Origin of the sequence: Tamlana crocina (assembly GCA_040429635.1) — a bacterium.
Lineage (GTDB): Bacteria > Bacteroidota > Bacteroidia > Flavobacteriales > Flavobacteriaceae > Flavisericum > Flavisericum crocinum.
In genome coordinates this window covers 1,698,034-1,723,374 of record CP158972.1, presented here as the reverse complement: position 1 = coordinate 1,723,374, position 25,341 = coordinate 1,698,034, and the positions used below count along the sequence as shown (strand labels likewise).

Annotated in this window: 25 protein-coding genes; all 25 read right to left on the bottom strand. The window is 34.1% G+C overall.

Annotated elements, in window-relative coordinates; translation table 11 throughout:
- Window positions 1-216: 216 nt before the first annotated feature.
- The 25 genes from ABI125_07785 to ABI125_07665 all read right to left on the bottom strand — a co-directional run bounded on the left by ABI125_07785 (window position 217) and on the right by ABI125_07665 (window position 25,338).
- Window positions 217-1,611 carry a UDP-glycosyltransferase gene (locus ABI125_07785; protein XCF07752.1) on the bottom strand — a complete coding sequence of 465 codons (1,395 nt, stop codon included), beginning with the start codon at window positions 1,609-1,611 and terminating at the stop codon, window positions 217-219.
- Window positions 1,612-2,439 carry a polysaccharide pyruvyl transferase family protein gene (locus ABI125_07780; protein ID XCF07751.1) on the bottom strand — a complete coding sequence of 276 codons (828 nt, stop codon included), beginning with the start codon at window positions 2,437-2,439 and terminating at the stop codon, window positions 1,612-1,614. It abuts the gene before it with no gap.
- Window positions 2,439-3,314 (bottom strand): N-acetylneuraminate synthase family protein, encoded by an 876-nt coding sequence (locus ABI125_07775; GenBank protein XCF07750.1) that lies wholly within the window; start codon window positions 3,312-3,314, stop codon window positions 2,439-2,441. The genes ABI125_07780 and ABI125_07775 overlap by 1 nt, the downstream gene beginning before the upstream one ends.
- A 157-nt stretch (window positions 3,315-3,471) precedes the next feature.
- On the bottom strand, window positions 3,472-4,626 hold the full coding sequence (locus ABI125_07770; GenBank protein XCF07749.1) for an HAD hydrolase family protein: 1,155 nt from the start codon (window positions 4,624-4,626) through the stop codon (window positions 3,472-3,474).
- Between the two features lie 12 nt (window positions 4,627-4,638).
- Window positions 4,639-5,787: a glycosyltransferase family 4 protein gene (locus ABI125_07765; protein ID XCF07748.1), complete on the bottom strand. Its 1,149-nt coding sequence runs from the start codon at window positions 5,785-5,787 to the stop codon at window positions 4,639-4,641.
- Window positions 5,774-6,853: a galactosyltransferase-related protein gene (locus ABI125_07760; GenBank protein ID XCF07747.1), complete on the bottom strand. Its 1,080-nt coding sequence runs from the start codon at window positions 6,851-6,853 to the stop codon at window positions 5,774-5,776. The genes ABI125_07765 and ABI125_07760 overlap by 14 nt, the downstream gene beginning before the upstream one ends.
- On the bottom strand, window positions 6,847-8,058 hold the full coding sequence (locus ABI125_07755; protein ID XCF07746.1) for a glycosyltransferase family 4 protein: 1,212 nt from the start codon (window positions 8,056-8,058) through the stop codon (window positions 6,847-6,849). Before ABI125_07755 ends, ABI125_07760 begins: the two co-directional genes overlap by 7 nt.
- Window positions 8,055-9,020 (bottom strand): glycosyltransferase family 2 protein, encoded by a 966-nt coding sequence (locus ABI125_07750; protein ID XCF07745.1) that lies wholly within the window; start codon window positions 9,018-9,020, stop codon window positions 8,055-8,057. The genes ABI125_07755 and ABI125_07750 overlap by 4 nt, the downstream gene beginning before the upstream one ends.
- Before the next feature lie 3 nt (window positions 9,021-9,023).
- Window positions 9,024-9,755 carry a hypothetical protein gene (locus ABI125_07745; protein XCF07744.1) on the bottom strand — a complete coding sequence of 244 codons (732 nt, stop codon included), beginning with the start codon at window positions 9,753-9,755 and terminating at the stop codon, window positions 9,024-9,026.
- A gap of 7 nt (window positions 9,756-9,762) precedes the next feature.
- Complete coding sequence (locus ABI125_07740) at window positions 9,763-10,848, bottom strand: acyltransferase (protein XCF07743.1); 1,086 nt, start codon at window positions 10,846-10,848, stop codon at window positions 9,763-9,765.
- Window positions 10,845-11,624, bottom strand: a complete 780-nt coding sequence (locus tag ABI125_07735; GenBank protein XCF07742.1) for a glycosyltransferase — start codon at window positions 11,622-11,624, stop codon at window positions 10,845-10,847. Before ABI125_07735 ends, ABI125_07740 begins: the two co-directional genes overlap by 4 nt.
- A gap of 100 nt (window positions 11,625-11,724) precedes the next feature.
- Window positions 11,725-12,618, bottom strand: a complete 894-nt coding sequence (locus tag ABI125_07730; protein XCF07741.1) for a hypothetical protein — start codon at window positions 12,616-12,618, stop codon at window positions 11,725-11,727.
- A gap of 47 nt (window positions 12,619-12,665) precedes the next feature.
- Window positions 12,666-13,385 (bottom strand): sulfotransferase family 2 domain-containing protein, encoded by a 720-nt coding sequence (locus ABI125_07725; protein XCF07740.1) that lies wholly within the window; start codon window positions 13,383-13,385, stop codon window positions 12,666-12,668.
- A gap of 22 nt (window positions 13,386-13,407) precedes the next feature.
- A complete protein-coding gene (locus ABI125_07720) occupies window positions 13,408-14,271 on the bottom strand; it encodes a glycosyltransferase family A protein (GenBank protein ID XCF07739.1) in 864 nt (287 codons plus the stop codon).
- Entirely contained in the window at window positions 14,271-15,053 is a 783-nt protein-coding gene (locus tag ABI125_07715; GenBank protein ID XCF07738.1) for a glycosyltransferase family 2 protein, read from the bottom strand. The genes ABI125_07720 and ABI125_07715 overlap by 1 nt, the downstream gene beginning before the upstream one ends.
- A 59-nt stretch (window positions 15,054-15,112) precedes the next feature.
- Window positions 15,113-16,063, bottom strand: a complete 951-nt coding sequence (locus ABI125_07710; GenBank protein ID XCF07737.1) for a glycosyltransferase family 2 protein — start codon at window positions 16,061-16,063, stop codon at window positions 15,113-15,115.
- Entirely contained in the window at window positions 16,060-17,004 is a 945-nt protein-coding gene (locus ABI125_07705) for a glycosyltransferase family 2 protein (protein XCF07736.1), read from the bottom strand. Before ABI125_07705 ends, ABI125_07710 begins: the two co-directional genes overlap by 4 nt.
- A 2-nt stretch (window positions 17,005-17,006) precedes the next feature.
- Entirely contained in the window at window positions 17,007-17,783 is a 777-nt protein-coding gene (locus ABI125_07700) for a glycosyltransferase family 2 protein (protein ID XCF07735.1), read from the bottom strand.
- A 2-nt stretch (window positions 17,784-17,785) separates the two neighbouring features.
- On the bottom strand, window positions 17,786-18,712 hold the full coding sequence (locus tag ABI125_07695; GenBank protein XCF07734.1) for a GDP-L-fucose synthase: 927 nt from the start codon (window positions 18,710-18,712) through the stop codon (window positions 17,786-17,788).
- A 153-nt stretch (window positions 18,713-18,865) separates the two neighbouring features.
- Window positions 18,866-19,939 (bottom strand): GDP-mannose 4,6-dehydratase, encoded by a 1,074-nt coding sequence (gene gmd, locus ABI125_07690; GenBank protein XCF07733.1) that lies wholly within the window; start codon window positions 19,937-19,939, stop codon window positions 18,866-18,868.
- A 119-nt stretch (window positions 19,940-20,058) separates the two neighbouring features.
- Window positions 20,059-21,297: a hypothetical protein gene (locus ABI125_07685; protein ID XCF07732.1), complete on the bottom strand. Its 1,239-nt coding sequence runs from the start codon at window positions 21,295-21,297 to the stop codon at window positions 20,059-20,061.
- A complete protein-coding gene (locus ABI125_07680; protein ID XCF07731.1) occupies window positions 21,294-22,406 on the bottom strand; it encodes a polysaccharide pyruvyl transferase family protein in 1,113 nt (370 codons plus the stop codon). The genes ABI125_07685 and ABI125_07680 overlap by 4 nt, the downstream gene beginning before the upstream one ends.
- A gap of 34 nt (window positions 22,407-22,440) precedes the next feature.
- A complete protein-coding gene (locus tag ABI125_07675) occupies window positions 22,441-23,070 on the bottom strand; it encodes a sulfotransferase family 2 domain-containing protein (protein XCF07730.1) in 630 nt (209 codons plus the stop codon).
- Complete coding sequence (locus ABI125_07670) at window positions 23,070-24,305, bottom strand: ABC transporter ATP-binding protein (GenBank protein XCF07729.1); 1,236 nt, start codon at window positions 24,303-24,305, stop codon at window positions 23,070-23,072. The genes ABI125_07675 and ABI125_07670 overlap by 1 nt, the downstream gene beginning before the upstream one ends.
- 187 nt (window positions 24,306-24,492) lie before the next feature.
- Window positions 24,493-25,338 carry an ABC transporter permease gene (locus tag ABI125_07665; protein ID XCF07728.1) on the bottom strand — a complete coding sequence of 282 codons (846 nt, stop codon included), beginning with the start codon at window positions 25,336-25,338 and terminating at the stop codon, window positions 24,493-24,495.
- Between the last annotated feature and the right edge of the window lie 3 nt (window positions 25,339-25,341).

Genomic DNA, 25,341 nt, shown 5'->3' with positions numbered 1-25,341 from the left:
TGTTTAATCTTTTTTATGCCATTGGTTACACATTTTCTCAAATTTCACTAATACTGTCACCTTGAGCGGAGTCGAAAGGTTATAAAAACATCTCGACTCCGCTCGATGTGACAACTTTTTTGTGCTACTGACATAAAGTGTATTTACAAATAATTTTTATAACACAATGCGAAAATATTAGTGTATCTTTTGTAAAATTACACGAATAGCAGGATTTTAGTTTAATATTGAATCTATGGATTTCCAAATATTTTTTGATGCTTCCGCAGGCGTTTTTCCAACTACTATTTCATACCACGTTTTACATTCTTCTACATTGCTCAATTTTGCATCTACAATCTGTTGTACTAAAGCTTCCAAATCAACTTTATCGGTACAGAATACCACTGCCTTTTTGCTGGGCATGCTCCTAAAATGAACATATTTATAATTCTGACCAATATCGCGAATGCCCTTTTTTAATTGGGGCTGTTCGTAATTATAATAAATACAAGGCTTGTTGTGTGCTACAAAATCGAACACGGTTGATGAGCATACATTGGTTACAAACTCGCTATGTTCACAAACGTTGTACAACATTTTAAAATCTTCGGGCGTTGGCAACACTTGATTCCATTGGTTGCCCACTTGTTTCCATATAGGGTCTAAAACAGCGATAATATCGTTATTTTCTTCAATAACCACGTTATAGCGATTGGTAAAATCCACGGGGCATTTTCTGTAAATAATCCCCAGATTATATCCTTTTGAATTCAAATTTCGAACAGCATTGGCCAAATCTTCCAAATAAAACTGGTCGAGCGGTGAGGTGGTTATATCGTCTCCCGAAAAGCAAATGTATTTTTTGTTAAAATCCAGGTTGTGCTCTTTAAAAAAAGCTTTTCTGCTTAGTTTTAAATTTTCATTGTAATGCGGCTCAAACTGCGGGGTGCCTGTTACAAAAACCTGTTCCGGCTTTACAAACGGATAATATTGCAGCACTTGCTGTTTCATCAAATCGCTCCAAACGCAATAATAATTGGTCTCGACCACTTGCATCGCTTTGGGCACATTATCCCATGAATATACAAATGCTACGGTTGGAATGCCCAAATCTTTTGCCGCTAAAAGCGCACTTATGGATTGTGTGGCGCGTTGTGTAGTACAAAAAATTAAGTCAGGTTTATACTCTTCCAGCTGGGCTTTACAATACTTATATTTTGAAGTGGAACGCTCGAGTTGGTTGATTTTACGCCTGAGTTTTTCAACGCCTTTTGCTGAAGAATACAACCCCAGCAACCATTTTACATACAAACTTTTGATGGTATTTTTTAAGCCTTTGTAACTGAATGGGAATTTATAAGTGGGGTAAACCGAATCGTTGAATTTATCTCTCGACACATTGAGTTCCGCCCGCTTTCTGGCCCTTGAATAAATGGGCAAAAGAGGATGCGCCGAATGGTCTTCAATTTTTACTTCTTGAAAACCCAAATTATCTTTTAACGAAAAAATGGTATTGTTCCAATAGGTAATATCGAACCCCATTTCCTCACCTATTGTTTTGAAATCGGTAAAAGCAAAATTCCGCAACCCCACACCATCAGGAAAAAATATGAATACTTTTTTCTTCATTTACAACTTCGTTTTAAACGGACAAACCCTCATTAAATTTTCACAAATATCTTCTATTTTTTTTTGCTTCGGAAGCACTTCTCTTCCATTAAAAAGTTCCAATAGTTGTTCTGTGTTCATTTTCGATGAAATTACATTGGGCTTGTAAGGTGCAATCCCCACCGACTCAAAATAGTCCTGATATTTAATATCGTCACCAAACACATCGTTTGAAAACTTTTGCCATACGGCAGGTATGCCATAGGCATGTGCTACAATCACCCCGTGCAATGATGAAGACACCACTTTTTTACATTTCAAAATTTGGTTCGTGGTTTCCTCAATATCCTTGGTCATTAAATCAATCAGTAGAACGGCATTTTCATTTTGATAATGCGCTTTTACTTTTTTAAAATCGCTGTAGTGAGGAATAATGCCTATATCGTACTTTTTTTCAATTTTCGGGCTGTAATATTGAGGTAAAAGCAAGGCTGGATCCCCATAAACTTCGGGCACATTATACCCCTGACTGATTAAGTGATTTCGGGTTTGTGGCCCTCGAACCGCTAAAAATTTTGCCTTTTTTATCGGATACTCTTTTGAAACGATGCCGCTGCCCCAAACCACACATTTATGGTTTGCGTGAGTTAAAATACTGCCAACTGTAACGTAAATCGGGGCAAAAAAATCATGTACATAAAACTTTTTGGGCCAACTAAAAACTACTTTCTTACCTGAAATATTTTCAATCAAATACTTCCCTAAAAGGTCACCGTAGTTTTCTTTAGCCTTGCCCTGTATCTTTACCTCGTTCCACCAAAACAATCTAATCTTGTGGGATGAAAACATTATACTTTCTGGTTTTTCAGTTTTTCACGTTGTACCTGCTCAATGGGCAAAATATCTTGATTTTTAAATTGAAGCGCTTTGTAAACGGCGTTCACATCCCTCGATAACTTTCGCAACCCCATCGGCTCTAACGAGGCAGCGTGGTCAGTACCTTTCCAAGTTCTATCGAGCGTGTAGTGTCTTTCAATAATATTGGCTCCCAAAGTGTAAGCGGCCACATCGACCGCAATACCCAAATGATGTCCCGAAAATCCGATATGTTTTACCTCACTTCCATATTTTTCACTAAGTAAATTGATATCAAGTAAGCACACATCTTCAAAGGGCACCGGATAACCTGAAGTACAATTGTACAGCACTAAGTCTTGATTTCGTTTTTTACTTTTAAAAATGTGCACCAATTCTTCAATCTCTTCTTTGGTGGTCATCCCTGTGGAAATGTGCAATTCGCCTGAGTAATTATCGCAAAGCCATTCCAACATTTCAACATTGTTATTGCAAGCCGATGGAATTTTAATGAATTCTGGATTCAACGAAGCGATTTCCTTCGCTGAAGTAAGATCCCAAACGGAAGTTGAATAGGTAATGCCAATTTCCTCACAATAGCTTTTTAATTCGGCATGCTGTTCCAAATCGAATTCCAAAAACTCTCGGTGCGCACCATAAGTATTGCCATAGGAATTCACTGGATTGGGGTGCGGTTTATTGTACTGCTCTTCCGTCAACAATTCTTTGTTATTTCGCTTTTGAAATTTCACGGCATCAACATTGCAGAATATTTTTGCCACTTTAATAAGCTCTTTGGCAATACCCATATCGCCTTTATGGTTGCAGCCTATTTCGGCAATGATATATGGTTTTTTATAATTATTCATGAGAATTGGGAGTATTTCAATCTTTTCTGACAAGTAAATGACAAAAATTAAAAACTGTCACATTGAGCGGAGTCGAAATGTTTTGGGACTTATAACCCCCAAGGTCTTCGAATGCGCTCAGACTGACACCCAATGTACTATATGCTTTTGTCATCCTTTAAAATCTTTTATTGTAATTCATGATAAACTGGCAAGCCTCCCTTATGGCTCCTGCTCCGGAGTTTTTGGACAACACAATATCAGCATGCTGTTTTACGATATCAGTTGCGTTGTTGGGGGCTAAGGACCAGCCTACACTACAAATATTGGTTAAATCGTTAACATCATCGCCAACATAAGCGATGTTGCTCAAAGTGATGTTCTTTTGGGTAACAATGTGGTTGAGCAAAGTAAACTTATCTTTTACCCCTAAGAACACATTTTCAATTTTCAGTTTGTCCATGCGTTTGGCCACCAATTCTGAGTTTTCAGAAGTCATAACCATCACCTCAACATCGTATTGCCTTAAAATTTCGAGCCCCATACCGTCGCGCATATCAAAACTTTTGGTGTGCTCACCGTCTTTTGTATAAGTAATCGTGCCATCAGTAAAAACACCATCAACATCCAACACGACATGGGTGATTTTTTCTGATTCCTTTTGTCGCTTTTGGCGTTCCATCAATAAATTTTCAACCACTAGCCAATCGCTTTCCGAATCGATTTCGTGCAACGATTCCTCTGGCATTTCCACAACAGCTACTTTTTCACCAATTCTATTTTTATACTTTTGAATGGTTTCTCTTTTTGCGGCATAAACGGCGCCATTTTCAATGAGCAACCCTTCAAAATCTTGTCGGCGTGGACGGTTAAACGGGTCGTAGTTTAAAGGTTTTCCTTCTTTATTCCACAGAAACCGATGGGTATTCACCACCGTTAATACAGAATCATAATCATTGTTCAATTTATTCAAGCAGGTGTTGATGTCTTCTTTTTTAGTGAAAGATGATGTGGCCTGTAAGAGACAAAACACATCGAAATCATAATTCATGGATTCACAGAATTCCAGCATGGCAAACTCGGTAGAAGCAGTGTCGCTAGCACTTTCCGTACTTCTTAAAAGCGGTTTTACTTTGTTGGTCCAATGGTATTCTTTTTTGATGAATTCGATGATACTTTCATCATCGGTATAAACTACTACTTCATCCAAGTCTGAAAAGATAGCTTCACCCAAGACCCAAGTGAACAATGGCCGGCCGACCATTTTTCGTTTATTTTTATTCGGAATGCCTTTTGAACCTTTCCGAAGTGGAATGAATCCTATTTTTTTCATGTACTTTTATAATTAATCTACTAAACTAAGATATTTACTCAAAACTTGCTGTTTTAATAAATCATAATCGAACTGTTTGCTAAGCTTTTTGTTTTGTTTATTCCCTCTAATAATCAAATTAGGATTGTCCAAAGTATATTCAATCTGATTTTTAATCTCTTTAATATTTTCACAATTTTGAATTAGAAGCCCGTTTTCTCCATGTACAATCACATCTTCAGTAGCCCCTCCGGGATTGGACTGGATAGGGAATGCGCCCAAACAAATCGCTTCAAGCAAAGTATTTGGCATACCATCTGAATTGCTGTTTCCTACATAAATTAAAGCTTTCCCCATGAGTTTGAGAACCTCACCATGAGGTATTTTATCAAAGCATTTTAAATTATTCCAGCTCTTTAAAGTTGATTTTTCAGCGTATTGAATAACCTCTTCTGAGGCTCCAAATACAATTATTTCTGAGGATTTCAACTTATCCGGTAATTTCTCAATAGCCTTTAAAACTTGTACAGCCCTACCCGAACGGCCTTGAAAACCTTTTATTAAAATTAAGTTTCTATCTTCGACAGACCAGATATAGCCCTTCAAATCATTTAAATGAAACCCTCCGCCACCTGGTACTACAGCTAAAAGTTTACCTTTGAAGCCATGTTTTTGGGCAATTTCAACATCACGATTACAATCTGCGAATAAATAATTCAGTCTGGGTAAAACCCGTTTGATGTCCTTTAAATATTCGGGAATATTTTGAAAATAATACAAATCACTTCCCCACGAGCTGTAAATCCAAGGAGTACTATTATGGCGTTCCATAACTTCCAAAATAGGCGTACATGTTACGTACAGCGCAAAACTATGCACCATATCAGGCTTTACTTCCTGTATATATTCCTCAAAAGCTTTGGAAACATCGCGTTCGTTTATTTTTTGAATATTTTGGTAAACTTTAGGGAATTTCTTTTTAACGATGTGCCTGCCCGGAAAATCCCATTTTAACCTCCAATCTACTTTTTGATGCACCCAATCCAACCGTTGGACAAACTGTCCGCTCCCAGTAATATCAAACCAATACACCTCAAAGCTTGAATCTTTTAGCTGTTCGGTCCACCTAAAAAAATGCAAGGATGGCATGGCGACCATGAGTATTTTTTTAGGCTTCTGCATACGGACTAATACTTAATGTTATGGTTTTGCTTTTCCAATCGGTTTTAAAATTATAGAGGGCTAGTCGCTGATGTACAATCAAAGTTTCCAAGCATTTATTATTGATTTGCTCTAAACTGTAAAACTTGAAACTTTTCTTCCCAAAAAGCTGCTTTAAAAATTGTTTCGTTTCCTCCCTTTTCTGAACGCAATGCACTTGGATTTTTAGGGCTGTTTTTAATTGGGGCAATAAACCTACCAATAATGCATCTATTTCTTCTGATTGATTGGACAGCTTCAATATTGTAACATCTTTTTTTAATTCCCGCTTCTGCTCTAAGGAGGGCAAAACGCCCCAAGGCTGGCCGATATTGGCTTTTGAAATGTGGAGTTGCTGACGTTGCAGCATATATTGATGATTAATGCGTTCCAAACCTGTATGGAAAGGATAGCTGCTCGCTTTTGTACGATACGCCTTAGGATGCCATTGGTGTTTTACCAAGACTTCTTTATCATAAAAACACACTTGATGTCCTGCATTTTTTAAGCGTAAATGTACGTCGGTATCTTCGGCGCCCCAACCGTGGTAAAACTCATCGTAACCGTTTATTAATTTGAGTAACTCTGTTTGATACAACGTAATGCCCGTTACTTCATTGGTACTCAAAAACTGGGGTTGAGACTCATTAAAACTCAAATTTTTCTGTGTGGTTTCTTTGGACAAAAATCCCGTTTGAAAATAGGTTGCTTGATTATTTTTAGACCATTCAAATGACTTATCTACAAATTCCGGATGAAACAACAAATCGATGTCGGCAACACAAAATAATGGTGTTTCACATTGTTTTAAAGCTATGTTAATACTTCTGCTTTTATTCCAAAGCTGCCCCACTGCATTTACAAAGATGTAGCTAATAAAGTTATAAGCATCGCAAAGTCTTTTTAGTTTTTGGCTGTATTCTCGGGTGCTTCCATAATCAACCACCATCACTTTAAAGTTGGAGTTCGATTGCGCTTTTAAAGATTGAAAACACCGTGAAACGATGTTTAAATCTCGGTTACGGTATGTCAAGGCGATGGTTAGCATGTTGTAACATCTAATTTATTCAGCAAACATTTTCTATACTCTAGGCTAAATTTTTCAATATTAAAATGACCTCTTGCGTAATGAAAAGCGTTTTGCGATATTTTTTGCCTAAGTTGTTCATCATTTAAAAGCGACTGTATGGTTTTAACAAAATCTTTTACAACAACTTCTTGACTTTTATGGCTTTCTATTAAAACCCCATTACCATAGCTAGATATGTGCTCACTTATACCTCCCACATTGGTACATATTGGTATGACACCATGCGCCATTGCTTCAATTATTACCATAGGAAAACCTTCTCTATAAGAGGTTACCAAAATAAACGTTAGCGATTTGTAAAAAGAATCTAAGCTTTTTTGCCCAATCAATTCTCCTTGATACAAAACTCCAGCTTCATTAATTCTGTCAATGTTACTTTTCATACCAATACCCGCCATTGAAAATTTAACATTAGGGGCTTGATTTTTAATATTTTTGGCGATTTCTAGAAAAATTTCAGGTCGTTTTTCTTTTGACCACCTCCCCACAAAACCAATATTTAGATTTTGACTAATCTCTAATTCATCTTTAAAGTTGATTGGAATTGCATTCTCTATAATTTTAAGGTTGGAATAATATTCCTGAGGCACATCATTTATTTTATATTTATTCAGCACATCGTTATACGCTTTTTTGTTGATAACAATACGAGTATTAATAATTGATGCGCTTTCAATATAGTGTTCTACAATAGTATCATTTTCATTCGAAATAGCATGAATCAAATCTAACTTTTTAGAAGGGTTACTAATACTAGGCAGTATCTCGTAAAAAAAATTGGTATTGCTCCCAAATATACTTTCCAGTTCTTGGTTTTTGTTTATCTTTTTAATTAAGACTTTTTTAAGCAGAGTATTGACAAAGTCATTGTTCTTTGCCAATATTTTATTTACCTCCAATACTTCTGCATATTTATAAAATTCAGGTTTAAAGTTTTCTGTTGCTGAATTATGGGTGAATAAAATGCATAATTGTTTGTCCTGAACACACTGAACAATATTAAGATGTACCCTTTCTGCCCCACCTGTTTGATAATAGGGTAAAACAAAAATGATTTCTGATTTATCAATCTTTTTTGAGTGAAAGAAAAAAAACTTGAACAGTTCCCTTAAAGACTCAGAAAACCTGAAGACGTTCTTGATATGTTTTTTTAACCACTTCAATTTTTGTGCTCTAATAGCTTGATTATTCTTTTAACCAACTCTCTTTTTAAATATGAAAAACCTACATACAAGAAGTACATAAAAAATAAAAACGCTGTTTTTAATAACGAGATAATGCCATTATTATAAAATATCTTGATAAGTTTAATATTCTCATCAAGCAAATTCTGGTCACTTGGAAAGTAAAAATCTCTGTACCAAACTTTCAAATAACTAACTAGATTTGACTTTAACTTTGAATTGTTACTCAACTCAAGCTCCCTACAAATATCAGGAATAAAAAGTTTTAAGGTTTCAAAATACTTTTCTTTTATTTTTGTCCAATCTGTAATATTTGGATAGTAAACCGTATCATAAGGTTCATCATAAAATATCTTAAAACTTACTTCTGGGGCCAACAAAGCCCTTATCATTAATTCAGGGTCATTCAATCTAGGGTAACCTTCTTTAAAACCTTTTAAATTTAAAATAAATTTGCGCTTCCAAATAGGACACATAATAGACCATGATAATTTATAGTTGAGAAACTCTAATAAATAGTTTGATTTTAATGGTATCTCTTTTTTATAAACCTCTTCATTTCTACTCACGCCCATAGGAAAAACTAGAAAGTCTTCTTTTGCATATTCGCTGATTTTTGAAATTCTATTTTCTAAACATCTTGGTGTGAGCGTATCGTCAGAATCCAAAAAAATAATGTAATCACCCTTAGATTTTTGTAGCCCAATATTTCTACAAGTAGAAGCCCCTTTTATTGATTCTGCAGGTCTTTCGTATAGTTTAAACTTATCGTCCTTGGCAATGAATAGTTTTACAATTTCTATAGTGTCATCAACTGAACCATCATCAACAATGATACATTCCCAATGTCTGTAGTTTTGCTTTTCAACACTCTTTAGCGTTTTACCTATCAAGGCTTCCCTATTGTAAACGGGTATTATTATAGATGCCATTAATGCCATAAATCAGTAGGATGTAGCATATTTATACTTAGCTGTTGCTAAAACCGCCAAGCTTTTGTTTCCAGAATAAATAGCCTCGTACACAATTATGTTATTTTGCCTAAACAGCTCCAATAGGTCTTTAACTGTTTGCTGTTCTCCATGTCTTTGGTAGTCATCAAAAATTATAATAAAGTCATCATTGGAAGTTAACTTCTTTGCTAAATCTAAAATATCATACCTAGAAAAGTTTTTACTAACAAAAGGACCGTCTATGATATATAAATCAAATTTTTGACCTGCAATCTCTTCTAAATTCGAGTATGCGTTAATCTCAACTCCTTTTACTTGTCTTTTTACTAAGTTGTGCACCCTTATTTTTGAGTTTACCGATAAATTAAAGTCAGCCTTAAAAGCATTAGCCCACTCTTGACTATGTTCTATAATTAAATGCTTACTGTTTTTTAAATAATTTTCTATAAAAACAGAAATAAATTTACTTGATTCTCCTAAACCGAACTCAATGATAGATTTAGGTTTGTGCTGCGTTAACACCCTATTCAATATATAAAAAAAAGCATAATTACCTGCCCACCTCCCTACATTTAAAGGCATTTCTTCCAGCCATTTTTTCCCTCTTATGCTATCGTGGTATATATGTGCCCACTCTAGTTCCTTTAGCTGATTATAGTTCTCTTTTTGCCATTGTTTGCTGTTATGGATTATCCTAAACACATTTTTTATTCTTTCGTACATAGTAGGACTAAATTAAGTTTCTAAGTTTTAACCTCCCGATGCTTGGTCCTAATATTATTCTATTTTTAAATCGCAAAGCCTTCTTTTCTACCAAATGCCAAGAAAAATAACCAAATAAAATAGAAATTAAAACTGACCATAACATTAATTGCAAAACATCCAATTTGCAATAATACATCAACGTTTGTTGTAAAGGGAAACTATAAATATAAATACCGTAGCTCATATCTCCTATTTTGCCGAAAGCACTAAAAAACGGTAAAGCTGTAAACCCAACAGATAAAATAATGATGGGCAACACCATATGTTTTACCAAATCATAAACATTAAAGCGAATAGCAACTAAAACAATTAAAACAGCCAAAGGCAAAAACCATTTTTTAATTACTTTTTCAAAATTTAATGATGCCAGTAAACTACCGCAAACAAAAAATGTTCCCAAGTCGAGTATTTCGTAACCGTTCATTCCAAAAATAGATGACCCCGCAAATCTATACAGAAAACCGTTATAAATAATCAACAAACCCGCAAAACAAAACGCCAATAACAAAACTTGTATCTTTTGATGTTTTCTAAAAACAAACAACATAGATAAAGCAATGTACAATGAAAACTCGTATCTTATAGTCCATAATGACCCGTTAATGGAATGATAAGGATTATTGTCAAAGACGCCGTTTATTACCGGTTGAAATCCATACAACGAAAGATTATTGGGCAAATAGGTATAAACTTCTTTGTTTTCGAAAAACCCAACATTACCTGCGTAAACAAATGGCGCCAACAAAAGTGAAACGAGCAACACCACAAAAAGTGCGGGAAATAGCCGAAGGAATCGTTTTTTATAGTAACTGAATAAATTGCTGCTTCGTTGAAGGCTTTGGTAAATAAAATAGCCGCTGATGATAAAAAAACCATCTAAACCTAGCCTAGCCAATACAACCTGCCCATTGGTCACTTGGTAAATCCATTGTTCTGACTCATGACTTCCCGCTAGTGGATATGAATGTGAAATCACCACAAATACAGCGAAAAGAAACCTTAAAAAATCAAAGTTATTATTCTTTCTTATGTTCCGTAAATGCTCTTTCAAAATTTATCAGGTTTATTGAACAGGAACTTAACACCATGGCCAAATCGCAAAACAGCATACCAAAAATCGACAAAGAAGTTTTTTACCAAATTTAAAACCGATGTTACAAAACCTTTTGAAACACTTAAAAAATTAATATGCTCGTGCCAAAGTTGGTAATTGCCAACCAAATCATTTTTAAATCTAAAAAACAATTGTTTTTGGGTCCGCTTTATTTGATAGCAAAAAATGGAGGGTACAAAATCGATGCGATAGCCAGCCTTTAAAACCCGAACGGTCCATTCTTTATCCTCGAAGGTGGCCACATCTTCCCTGAATGGATGTATTTCCCAAACCGATTTCCGGAATGCAGAACCAGAAAAAATCAACCCAGACTTATTGGGATCTTCCTTTGCCGGTATGTTATTGATATAATTTCTATAATCGTTGGGATTGTGCAAACACCTCACCCCTGCCAAGTTTGAGTTTTCATCAAACTTGCTTTTTATCAGCTTAAAAAAATCATGGCTTACCGGGTACGAGTGCGCACTGAACATCACCACAAAAGGAAAGTTAGCCTGCTGGGCAGCAAAGTTAGCACTTCCACCATAACTAAAGTTTTTAATTGTGACAAACTCAGCTCCGAATTGCTCTGATACAGCTTTGCTATTATCACTCGATAAATTATCAATCACAATAATTTCAGCAATATCTTCAGCATACCTTTCAGTAAGGTTCTTTAAAAGGAACCCTAATGCCTTTTCTTGGTTTTTATTTCGGATGATTACTGAAATCATGATAACATTGCCTTAATTTTTTGTAAGGGTTCGTACTTTCTCAAATGTGATTACCACTTTTTCTTTATAAAATAAACTTTTTAAGTCCCCTCCTTATTAACTAATTAAAAAATTTAAAACGATTTACTTTTGATTTCAACCTTCGTTTAAAAGTATTTAAAAATAAATATAATTCTCCAATCATATAATAACAATACTTATTTCTCCCTTTATAATAGCAATGGATCTGAGCTTTACTAGAACCTTGAAAGTGAAGAGCTCCAATTTTTATATCCTTCCATTTTGGGCAAGGACTATTGGAAAAAAAATTTTGCAAATTAAAATCATCTGCACTGTAACCAAGATCTTTTGCATCTTTTCTGATATTACTTAAAGTACTATTAAAATAGTAATTGCTGATCCTAAAAATGTCTTTGCAATTTCCTTCAAAATTATACAAACCTAAAAGTGTCATATCGCAGATGCCGCCCTTTATATTTTTGTCTAAAAAATTAATTTTGTAATTGTCAATTAAAATGTTCCTTTTCTCTTTGTTGGCATAATTATTAAGAATAAAATCACAAAAATGATTAAGAGAACTTGGGTTTTTAAAAATAGAATACTGCGGACCATAACCTTTTGTAACAGTCATTTTATATCCTTCTAAATCAATAACATTAAATAAGTCTTGGTAAACTAAAACATCCGAGTCTAGATACATGAATGTTTCATTTACATTGTTGTTATTCACAAAATCTTTGAGGATAAACCATCTTTGAAAACAAATTAATTCAAACTTAAAGGAGTTTGAAGACATATGTTTATAATACCTACTAAACTCATTAGCAGATTTTGTATATTTATTAATATCGACAATTTGAAGCCCCTTAAGTTTAAAGGTTGGACAATCAGTTAATAAGACACAATTGGATTCAGGATGATGCTTAATTGCTTGGTTCAAAGACAACTTCAAATGAAATGGTATTTTACCAATATGTATATAAAATATTGTCATTACTCACAATTAATTTAAAACTCAAGTTTAACTACGAGGTTAATTCATCAAAGAACCTGTAATTTCACTTTATTAATTAAACTTTTGATTGATTTTAAAATTTTGTATTGTAAATATTCTAAATCATAATAATGAGCAACATTTCGTTTTATTTTGTATTTGTAATCAAAAAGTTCAAAATCCAATTTATAGTAGTTATAAACCATTTCCTGAGTCTTTTTATTATAATATTTAGAATAATGCCTATTATTAGATTTTTTAAGATATTTTTTCTTAAACTCAAGACCTAATTTTTTAAATATTTTATTTGCTTCTGAATTTAGGTTTTCTTGCCTCCCAATTTCATTAACTAATAAATTAAAATTTTCATCACAAATGAACTCATGCTGTAATCTAAAATGAGGGATTTTCTTTAACTCAGGTATATCATCAATTTGCAAACAAAAGGCTTCAAAATCATTATCAAATTGTTTGAAAATTTTGTCAAACCAATAATAATCCTTTTCGTTATTCCCACCTCTAGCAAAATAAAAAAAAGCACTCACCAGTCTTGAATAAGGGTTTCTTACAAAAGAAAATTTATAATAACTTAAAAATTTTGAAGTATCTAGGTTTTTAATTTCAATAGCAGTAGCATGCCCACCAACCGCCTCTCCTGTTTTTTTTCGCTGGTCATCAAATAGGCATGACTCCTCTATGGTTGAACCTCCTGTTTTAGGAATATGAATAAATATACACTTATGTTTATCAGAAATTTGTAATGCCATTCAATACTCTTTAAATTAGAATTTATTTCATCTTTAAGACCAACTTAAACAACTTTTTAAAAACCTTAAATGGTGTCAGCAAAACTTTACCAGTTCTATATTCTAAAGAGTTTTTAAGTTGAAGTTCTGCTTTTCGGTGGGCTTTAATATAGTAGAACATCACTTCAAAAAAATTATCAAAATGTTTAATATACAATTCTTTGTGTTTCTGGAAAATATACTTTTTGTTAGTTTCAGAATGATTTCTCACAGTATCTACAAGCATAGATTTTTTGGCTTTTCTGTAATAAAACAAAGGTTCCTCAACAGTATGATACTGCCATCCTCGCTTAGTGATGTTCAGCCAAAACTCCCAATCTTCAAAACCTTTTCTCATGGACTCATCATAACCACCAACCTCACCCCAACATTCTTTTTTGTAAATAGAGGATGGCATCAATTGATTTTCAAACATTAAGTGTCTATAGTTATTCCCCTTAGGCTTATATATCTTAATTATATTAGTCTTAGACTTAACAAAAAAATACCTATAGCTGGTAACAATACCTACAGAAGGATCATTAAAATGGGGTAATAATTTTTCAATATATTGTTCGTGTAGTATGTCGTCTGAGTCTAAAGCTAAAATTAATTTACCAGAAGAATTTTTTATACCTGTATTGCGTGCTGCTGGCAAACCCCCATTATCTTTTGAAAGATAAGAAAACCTTTTGTCTTTTTTACACCACTCTCGCGCTACCTCCTCCGTGTGGTCTGGGCTGCCATCGTTAACAATGATACACTCCCAGTTTTCGTAGGTTTGATGCAATACAGAGTTTAAAGTTTCATCCAACAGATGAGCTTGTTTGTAGCAAGGGACAATTATAGATACTAAACTATTTGTCATTAAAATTTATTTATGAGACCTAGTTTAATAAGCCATTTTATTTTTTTTGATCGTTTTAAATTTCTTACTAAACGTCTTAGGTCCTTGATATCCTCTAAGTCGTTCATGAATAAGGAATAATTTGATTGGAGTATCTCATTCTTTTCCCTTTCCATCAACTTTTTGTTTTCTAATAAAGAACTCATTCCTCCTAGGTAAAAGGTAGTTAGATTTACATCTAGATATTTGTATGTCCTATTGTCTCTACAAATGGCATGAAGAAACAATTTCCAATCAGATACAATCATTAAATCCTCATCAAAACCATTATACTCTTCCAGTAAACTACGTTTAATAAATGTAGCCTGATGAGGTATATTATCAACTAAAAAATAAGAAAACGATAGTCTTTTCGGGTAGTTTTTAGTGTATTTTTTGTTAAGGCCAACTACTTGTTGATTACAATATATAAAATCATAAAATCCTAAATAATCAAAAGCTTTGCCTAATGCCTTACTATCATAAAAATGATCCCCACTATTTAAAAACAATAAATATTCTCCGTTTGCAGCCTTTATGCCCTTGTTCATGGCATGATATACACCGGTATCAGTCTCACTTACCCAGTAATCGAATACCGCTTTATTATTTTCAATGTACTCTGCGCTTCCATCAGTTGACCCTCCATCAATAACTATATACTCAAACTTCTGGTAAGTTTGTTCCTTTACACTCTCGACGGTTTTTTGTAAACCATCGAGGTTGTTATAGTTAACGGTTATTATGGAAATTTTCGGATTCAAAATTTAGGTAACATTGAAAGATAATTATTTTAACAAATAACGTGATTTAGAAATAAATTTTATCTAAAAATAGAAGGCATTAATTTTTTTCTAAGCCTTACTACTGGAAAATATTTTATAAAAAAAATTGAAAAAATGGTTTGTGGAAACTTAAAACTTAATGTTATCCAATAATATATATAATGAAATAAATCTTTATTATCTCTAAACTTAATCTCCCACAACCACTTTAAAACACTATCAATATTTTCTTTTGATGTGCCTTGCCCATAACACCACCCAAGTATTGACTCGTACAGTTTTATATTCCATTTTTCGTACAACATATCGTCATTGTAAATATTTTTATCGTGGATGCCCCGAACTGCAACAGCTTCACTTATATTTCCAGCTTTAAACTCACAGAGTAGCCCCAGCTTAAAAATAAAATCTGAATCTTCTGCCACTGGCAGGTTTTCATTAAAATAGCCCACTTTTTCAAAAACCGATTTCTTAACGGTCAATCCATTTAGGTGCAAATAACCGTACTTGCTTGACAGTAACGATTCAAAAACGTTTCCGTTTTCCAATGGCTGCGTTACTGAATTAAGTTTGTTGAAATAATTCTTTTCATCATTGTCCAGTTTCCTATAAAACTTATATCCTACCGCATTGTAAACCACCTCTACTTCGTGGTTTTCAAAATTATATTTATCTTTTTCAAACCTGTTGGGTAAATAATTATCATCGGCATCCAAAAATGCTATAAAATCTGACGTTGTTTTTTTAATCCCTAGATTTCGTGAAGCTGAACGCCCCCTATTTGCTTGATTTAAATGATGAAGTACCTTTAATCGATTAGGGTATTTATTCTTTAAGTCATTTAATATTTCTAATGTACCATCTGTACTTCCGTCGTTAACCACAACTACCTCACGCACCTCTTCAAGTTTAAAAACAGAAAGAACAGCTTTTTCGATAAAACGCTCAACATTGTAGGCCGGTATGACAACGGATACTTTAAAGGTCATGAATACTTTGATAAATATTTCTTTCTAAAACGTATTAACGGAAAATATTTGATGCTCAACAAAGAAAACAATAATTTAGGATGCGGTAAAAATAATCTAGCCCAGTATTGGATGTTTTGCGCTAAAGCATTCTGTTCTTTTTCCTTAATTATCCATATCCATTTAAAAAGTTCGTCAATAATTTCAAATTGTATTTTATTTTTCGAACACCAAGTTATTAAGGCCTCATACATTTTTATGGTGTATATTTTATAAACATTGGTTTGGTCGAAAATATTATCATCGTGCACGCCACGAACGGCCAGAGCTTCTTTTATAACTCCTGTGTGGAGCTGGCTGGTCATTGCCATTTTCCAAAATATTTCGGTGTCTTCGGCAACTACCAGTTTTTCATTAAATCCCCCTGTTTTATTGAATATTGAGCGCTTTACCGTTAATCCATCAATGTGGAAATGACCACATTTTCCGTATAGTAACGATTTGAACAACTTTTTAGGTTCTACCTCTTTAGTAACCGTATAAAGTTTATGCTTTTTTCGTTCCTGCTCAGATGCTTCTCTATAAAAATGAAATCCCACTGCATTATATACCCCTTCGGCATCTGCATATTTTTCAAACACCTTTTTATCGTTTACAAACCTATTTTCCAGATAGTAATCATCAGCATCCAAAAAAGCAATGTAATTGGCACTAGCGTTTTCTATGCCCAAATTCCGGCTGGCTGAACGGCCTTTGTTTTCGTTGTTTTTATGATGGTAAATTTTAACTCGGGAATCTTTTTGTTTCAGCAGCCCTGCAATTTCCAACGAACCATCTGTACTACCATCGTTTACAACAATAACCTCATTGACTTCGGATTGTTGTAATGCCGATTTTATGGCTTTTTCAAGAAAAGCTTCGGCATTATAAACGGGTATGATTACAGAAACCTCAAATTTCATTCTTAAAACTTATCAATTAACCCTAATTTAACTAACCATTGGATTTTTTTTGACTTCCTTAAATTCCTAATAATCCGCTCCAATTTGTATTTGTATTTAAGATCATTCATTAAAATGGGAAATTCTTGTTCTAAAACGACTTTTCTTTCGGCATCCATTCTAGCCATACTTTCAGAATTACTACTAATACCTCCCAAATAGAAATTGGTAAAAACCTTATCGACATGCTTATAAGTTGCGTTATGCTTCAATAAAGCAATGATTAAAAACTTCCAATCGGAAACTATCTTCAGGTTTTCGTCATAATATCCATAATCCTGAAACAACTCCCTTTTTATAAAAGTGGATTGGTGGGGTGGCAGGTCGTGGTACAGATATGAAAATGAAAGTTTACTTGGCACTTTTTCAACATTAACCGAGCTTCCGTCTATTTTATTGATATTAAAATACACAATGTCTTCTCCTGTAAGCGCTTCAGCTATATTTTGCAAAGCTCTATTTTCCACAAAATCGTCTCCACTGTTTAAAAAGAACAAATATTCACCCTTAGCCTTAATTATCCCCTTATTCATGGCATGGTAAATACCCCGATCGGATTCGCTTACCCAATAACTAAACTGGTTTTTATTTTCTTCAAGAATCGCTTTACTTCCATCGTTAGAACCACCATCAATTACAATATGTTCAAAATTAGTATATGTTTGACCTTGGACGCTTTTTAAAGTTCGTTCTAAACCCAATTTATCGTTATAGTTTACAGTAATTATTGAAACCAGCATGCTTATCCCTCTAAAAATTTATTTTTATACACTTGTTTTATGCCTTCCTCAAGTGTAGTTTTATGTTTCCACCCCAAACTATGGATTAACGAAACATCCAATAGCTTTCGCGGTGTACCATCGGGCTTACTATCATTCCAAACAATATTACCTTTGAACCCAACTATAGCCTTTACGAGTTCTGCCAAGTTCTTTATTGAAATGTCTTCACCTGTTCCCACATTAACCGATACGTTTCCTGAATAATTTTTCATCAAATGGACACTGGCCTCGGCCAAATCGTCCACGTGCAGAAACTCCCTTTTGGGCGTTCCCGTTCCCCAAACCTCTACAGAGGAAAGCTTTTTCAATTTTGCCTCGTGAAACTTACGTAACAATGCCGGAAGTACATGAGACGTTTTCAAATCATAATTATCGTTGGGTCCGTATAAATTAGTGGGCATAACCGAAATAAAATCGCAGCCATACTGTTTATTATAGCTTTCGCACATCTTCACTCCAGCTATTTTAGCAATGGCGTACGGTTCGTTAGTGGGCTCTAACAGCCCTGTTAACAAATAATCCTCTTTTATGGGTTGGGGGGAAAATTTTGGGTATATACATGATGAAGCAAAAAATAGTAATTTTTTCACTTTATGCAGATAACTTTGATGAATAACATTATTTTGAATCATCAAATTCTCATATAAAAACTGTGCTCTGTATGTATTATTAGCAACTATTCCTCCTACCTTAGCTGCTGCCAAAAACACATAATCGGGTTTTTCCTTTTCAAAAAACGAAGCCACTTCTAATTGATTGGTTAAATCCAACTCTTTTGAAACTTTCAATATAAAATTACTATACCCTTGCTGTTTTAAAAACCGAAGCACGGCAGAACCTACCATGCCTTTATGGCCAGCAATATATATTTTAGAAGATAATTTCATGTGTTCATAATTATTGTTTTTCAAATGTCATGCTTCGACTGCGCTCAGCACTGGCATGTAACATCCATGCAATCATTCCGCGGTGTGACAAGATTTTTAGTCATGGATGTTTCATTTTGCTTTTTAAAGTTTGAAACAACAGCTACAATCTACTTATTTATCATTTTCTGTAAACAATTTTAAATCGGATGCCATCATATCTTCTACCAAACTCTTTAAATCGTACTTTGGTGACCATTTTAATTTTTCTTTACACTTTGTGGCATCGCCTACTAACAAATCGACCTCCGTTGGCCTGTAATAGTTAGGATCTACTTTTACTACTGTCTTTCCAATAGGCAATTGGTATTCTGATTGAGTACAGGCACTTACCCTGCCCACTTCATCTTCGCCTTCGCCACTAAACTCAATAGTGATTCCAATATAATTAAAAGCCAAATGAATAAAATCGCGCACGGTTGTGGTAACGCCCGTGGCTATCACAAAATCTTCCGCTTTTTCCTGTTGCAGCATTAGCCACATCGCTTCTACATAGTCTTTAGCATGTCCCCAATCTCTTTGAGCATTTAAGTTACCAATGTAAAATACGTTCTGCAAGCCCAAAGCAATCCTTGAAACAGCCCTTGTAATCTTACGGGTAACAAAAGTTTCTCCACGTAATGGCGATTCGTGGTTAAACAATATGCCATTACAGGCGTACATGCCATAGGCCTCCCGGTAATTAACCGTAATCCAATAGCCATATAATTTGGCAACACCATACGGACTCCTTGGATAAAACGGAGTTGTTTCGCTTTGTGGCACCGCTTGAACCAAGCCATATAACTCTGATGTTGATGCTTGATAAATTCGGGTTTTTTGGGTCAACCCCAACAACCTAACTGCTTCCAAAATCCGTAAGGTTCCCAATCCATCTATGTTTGCTGTATACTCTGGGGTATCAAAACTCACCTTAACATGTGACATGGCACCCAAATTATAAATTTCGTCTGGCTGCACTTCCTGTATAATCCGTGTAATGTTCATGGAGTCGCTCAAATCACCATAGTGCAGCTTGAACCGCACATTACTTTCGTGAGGGTCTTGGTATAAATGGTCTATACGCTCTGTATTTAAGGATGACGACCGCCTCTTCACACCATGAACCATATAGTTTTTTGACAGAAGCAGTTCGGCCAAATAGGCTCCGTCTTGGCCGGTTATTCCCGTAATTAATGCTGTTTTCATTTTATAACAAAAGCTCTTTTAAATATTTAACTTACTGAACACCTATGCGTTTAACAGGATTAAAGTTATACTTAATAAAATTAAGTGTATGGTTAGCTAATTCCCCTTTAAGCTGTTCATTATTTATTAAAAATAGAAATGCTTTTTAAAGCCATCATAATTCGCTCAGTAGATTTCCCATCCAATTTATAAGTTGTATTTCCTATTATTTCATCAATTTCAAAATCACTTATAATGCTACTTTCAAGTTCTCTAATAGCTAAAGCCAAACGTTTACTATCCTTTATCACCTTTTTATAAATATCATATTTCAAAAGAAAATCGTAATGTTTACTAGCTCCATCTTCATACAAGTCAAAAGCTACAACTCTCTTTTTCAACATTAGTGATTCTTCTATAACACTTGAAGCTCGGCTAATTACTAAACTTGAAGCCTTGATAACATCATAAACCGTTTTCGAAGTGTCATTTGCTCCAATTATCCTAATATCACTTTCTGTCAAACCTAACTCCATTCTTACAAAGTCATAAATATTATCTTCGACTGGGTCATAGGGGTGCATCTTTATTACTAAAACATACTCTTCGTAATTTATACTCTCAAAAACAGTCTTAACATATTGAATATAACTTTCCCTAGGGTTTGACCTATCATCATATTCGGTATGTACACAAGTGATTAAAGATATTACTTTTCGTTTAGCATCAAATATTAATTTTAAATTCTTTCGAAAAGCTTTATCATGCAATGGGTTTCCTGTTAAAAATAGATTTTTAGCACTAAAACCAAACTCAACGAATCGATTATATATCAGTCTTCCAAAAAGGAGTTGGTATTTGCTTATCGAAGACAAATGACCGTTTATGTAGTCCTTTTGATTACCCCCATGCTGAACACAAACAGTTGCTTGTTTTTTACTGTTAAGAAAAGTAACAATATCTACTCCTATTTTATGAGCATTTTTGTAATAATTATGATCGAGACAAATAACATTAATTGCATTTTCATACTCTGTTAATGAGAGTGCCGAATGTTCAATTTTGATGGTTTTACTATCATAAATTTTTTGCAACAAATTAGAATCAAACCCTACCCCTTTTTTTGCAAAAAATAATTTTACTTTTATCTCAGGATTGTACTCAACAATATAATTCAGAAGAGGGGTAAAAACTCTTATCTCAGCTTTGGAAGTTATAATAAAATTAACACAAAAAGAATCATTTGTCTTATATTGTCTCAACAAAAGCCTTTTTTTAAAGTAATCAAAAACATCCAATTTACTAATTGGGAAATAAGAATTTATAACAGTGTAATCCTTTAAAAAAAATGATATTATTTTTTCTTTAAAGTAACTCAAATCTTATGGTTTAAATTTTTCAAAAACTGTTTAAAATCCCGAAAGAAATCATCATTGGGCAATTGATAAACCATACCGAGATTATTTAGTTTAATTTTATTTAGATTACCTCCTTCTATCATTCTATTTTCTAAACCCAACATATTTAAAAGTCCTTCTGTTTTGTAGGTGTTCGATTTAAGAAAAAAGGTTTTTATATAATTCATTAATCCGAAAATACCAATATGGTATCTACCCGTTATTAACAAATCAAATTTAGAAATTAAACTACCTATATTGTTATAGTTCAGCCCATCTTCATAAGATATTATTGGTACACCTATTTTAGCAAGTTCATTAGCTATTTGGGTTTCCTTTTCTTCTATTTTAAGATAATATGGCTTGTACCCAAGATTATCAATTTCAAAAATATGTCGTTTTATATCAGATAAAGAAACTCCGTTTTCTTGATTTGGATAGGCTCCTAATACACCCACCGTGTATAAACATTTCTTAAGAGATTGATTATTTTTATTTGATAAAATTTGATCTTTCACAAATGGTTGTGAATTAATTTTAGCTCTAAACGCAAAATCAGGAATCAATGACAACTCAACGCCTTGGGATGCCAGGTAATTATATGAAAAAGAATCTCTTACGCTAATAAAATCCGCACAACTCATTATTTTTCTCGTAACTCTGACGTCCATGTTTTGATAACTCCCATTTACTAGAGCCACTATTTTCCCTTTTTTTTTAGAGTAAAGTGCTATAGCCAAAAGAGCAAGCCCAGCTATTGAATTGTGATGGATAGTACCCTCCATGTTTATCAAAATGAGATTGGAGTCTTGTATTCTATCTTGAGTAGGTTTAGAAATATTAGTCATAGCCAATCTTTCCCACAATTTTATATTTATTCTTTTTTCTCTTTTTAATATTCGTAGTTTTGACGAAACTCTTGAGAATACTCTATTTCTAAGTAGTACATTAGTTTCTTGATAAAGATTTTCAGAAAACATGCTATTTTCTGTACCCAAAGGCACATATTCAATTGTGGTATTTGGTAAATTTTCTAAGACAAACTCAGATAACGAGTTAACTGTCGCATGGCATCCGGGGTTTGTTTCCACCCTCGTATCATTAAAGAAAAGAACCTTTACCATCCTAAAAGTTATAATTAAACATATTCAGGTCTTCTAAAAACTCTTTTTCTATTATGCTCTGGATTTCATTACTATAATAAGACCTGTAGTCAAACTTATGCACATTTGAAACATTTAGCCATTTGAGGTTTAGCTTAAAATCAAAATTTGCTTCAATATCCGTTTTAAAACTTGATAAATCTTCATATTTCCCTATATAATCAGCCGCAATCTTCCCTTCTAAATCTGTAATATAACTTAATTGTGACTTAGCCGAATGAAGCTTAGACACCCAACTATTTTTATCTTCGAATAAATGAACGAAATGTTCAAAGCCATTTACACTACATATCTCATTTCTAACTTTACTTTTATTTAAGTAATTGTATAATGAAACCATTCTTTCAAACGGGTTTCTCACAACAGCAAACTTAAAATAATTTAAAAAATCAAAATCTTTAACTTTTTTTTCCAACCAGCTTGAATCTTCATAAATTTTAAGCAAGTCCTGCAATGATTGATGCTTCGTTGTTTGTGACACAACCCAATGTTCTCTTTTTTCCTTAACGCTTTTTAAGGCTTCCTGTATACTAGTTCCTGCATTTTTAGGAATATGGATAAAAATAAATTTATGCTTTTTTGAGATTACCATTATTGCCAAGTTGAGTTTAATACTATAGGCGCATAACTCTCTTGCTTTTTACCCTGCATTAGCAGTTCGGCAAAATATAAAACCCTTCCAAGAACATTTCTCATACCATTGGATTTTTTTTCAACGACATTTAATGTTAAAGAGTATATGCTTCCGGTTAAATTCATTTCATCAAAACGGGCAGTAAAACTAAAAACTTCTTTTTTAAAATTCTGTTTAGATATAAATTCATTCTCAGCAATGGCTATTGCTCGTTGAGATTTGTCCGTAACAACAAGAGTTATAATGAAATTTTCATAGTCGTATTCTTTTAAAAAAGATAATTCAAAAAAAACCGTCAGTTCATTACCAAAACTTATAGGTATTTGCTTTCTTCTATTTAATGTAGCCTCCCCATTAACCTCTATTTTTAAAACTTTAAAATAATCGCTTATTGTATTAATTTGATCTCCATTTGAAAAACTACCATCATAAGCTTCTATCGCTTTGCCTACATCTCCAGGAAAACACATTGAAACCCCACGCTTCATCAAAATACAATCCGTACAAATTCTTGCAATCTGAGGCATTGAATGTGAAACAAAAATCATTGCACATTTGGTAGACATCTCACTAATCTTATTATAGCATTTTATTTTAAACCCAGCATCTCCTACCGCTAAAACCTCATCTATTATCAACACATCGGGTTCCATTTGGGCGGCCACGGCAAAACCCAAACGCACTTTCATTCCACTACTGTAGTTTTGCACGGGCATATCGATGAACTCTTCCAACTCAGCAAAGGTGATGATATCATCCAGTTTTTCGGTTATTTCCTTTCGGCTAAAGCCTAAAACGGCTCCATTGTTATAAATGTTTTCTCGACCGCTTAAAATAGGATTAAAGCCTGCCCCCAATTCAATTAAAGCGCCCACACGTCCTTTTATAGTAACCTTACCGGCATCTGGATTAATGAGTCCGTTTAAAATTTTAAGCAATGTACTTTTTCCTGCGCCGTTATGCCCAATTAAACCCAAACACTCGCCTCTACGTAACTCAAAACTCACGTCTTTTACAGCCCAAAATTCTTTGGGACGCAGATCCCGTTCATTTTTATTGCCACTCATTCCCGAAACCAAGTCCTTCACCCCATACCAAAGACTGGTTTTAAGGTCTTTACAAAATTTCTTGCTCAGACCTTCAACCTTAACAAGTACTTCGTTTTCTGATTTTTCTGACGCGGTATTAGACATATTTTTAGACTTCTAATTTGTATTGATGAGATTCTTCGCTATCGCTCTGAACGACACGACATGCTCAACAACGAACATTAAAAAACTGATTATCAATTGCTTTAAAATCGAACTCCAATATTTTATATTTTTTTATTCATTATCTACCGCATCTTTCTAGCTCACTTTCCTTTGGGGAGGGGTGGGGCTACGCGCTCATCCGCTCCACAATAATGGGTATTGAAATTCGGTAAAACACTAATCCCACCCCCAATAGTGGTATGCATAACAACAACAGTACAGCATAATACGCAAGGTGTTGTGGAGGCAATCCCAAAGCCAAATCACGAGCTGATAGTATAAATGGTGTAAACGGATTCCAAACCATAATCGTTTTCATTATGCCCTCTTTTGGGATAGCATATACCACGGGGGTAATGTACATAAGAAACCCCAGGCCAAAATTTATAAACTTACCCACATCGGTATAGAGCATCCCCACAGGTGTTAAAAACAGCCCCAAAGTGATGCCAAAAAGCACTGCTGCCAAAATAGTGAGGGGCAACCATAATAAGGACCAGTGGAACCCAATCCCAAATGCGAAAATAAACACAATGAGCAGAATGACTTTTACCGAACTATTGAACAGCAACTTAAAAACCCCCGACACAATTAAAGCTTCTTTCGGAAAATTAATTTTTGTTAAAATAGACCGAGCAGAATTGGTACTTGCCATAGGTGTGTTAATAGCTTCTTTGATAATGGCCCATAACAAGGTTCCTGAAAAAGCATACACAGGGTATGGTACACCTGTATCGGTTAATTTTACTGTACCTGTATTATTAAGAAACACCCAAACAAAAGCCGTGGCCAGGGGTGTTATAAACATCCAAAAAATACCAAGATAAGACTGGCGGTATTGTGCCTTAATATCGCGAACCGCTAGTTGGGTAGCCAAAAATCTCGAAGACAGCATATCTGACAAAGTAGCCTTTAGTAGAACTCTTAACTTTAAGTTGTTCTCTTTTTGATATATTTTAGTTTCCAATGGCATTAA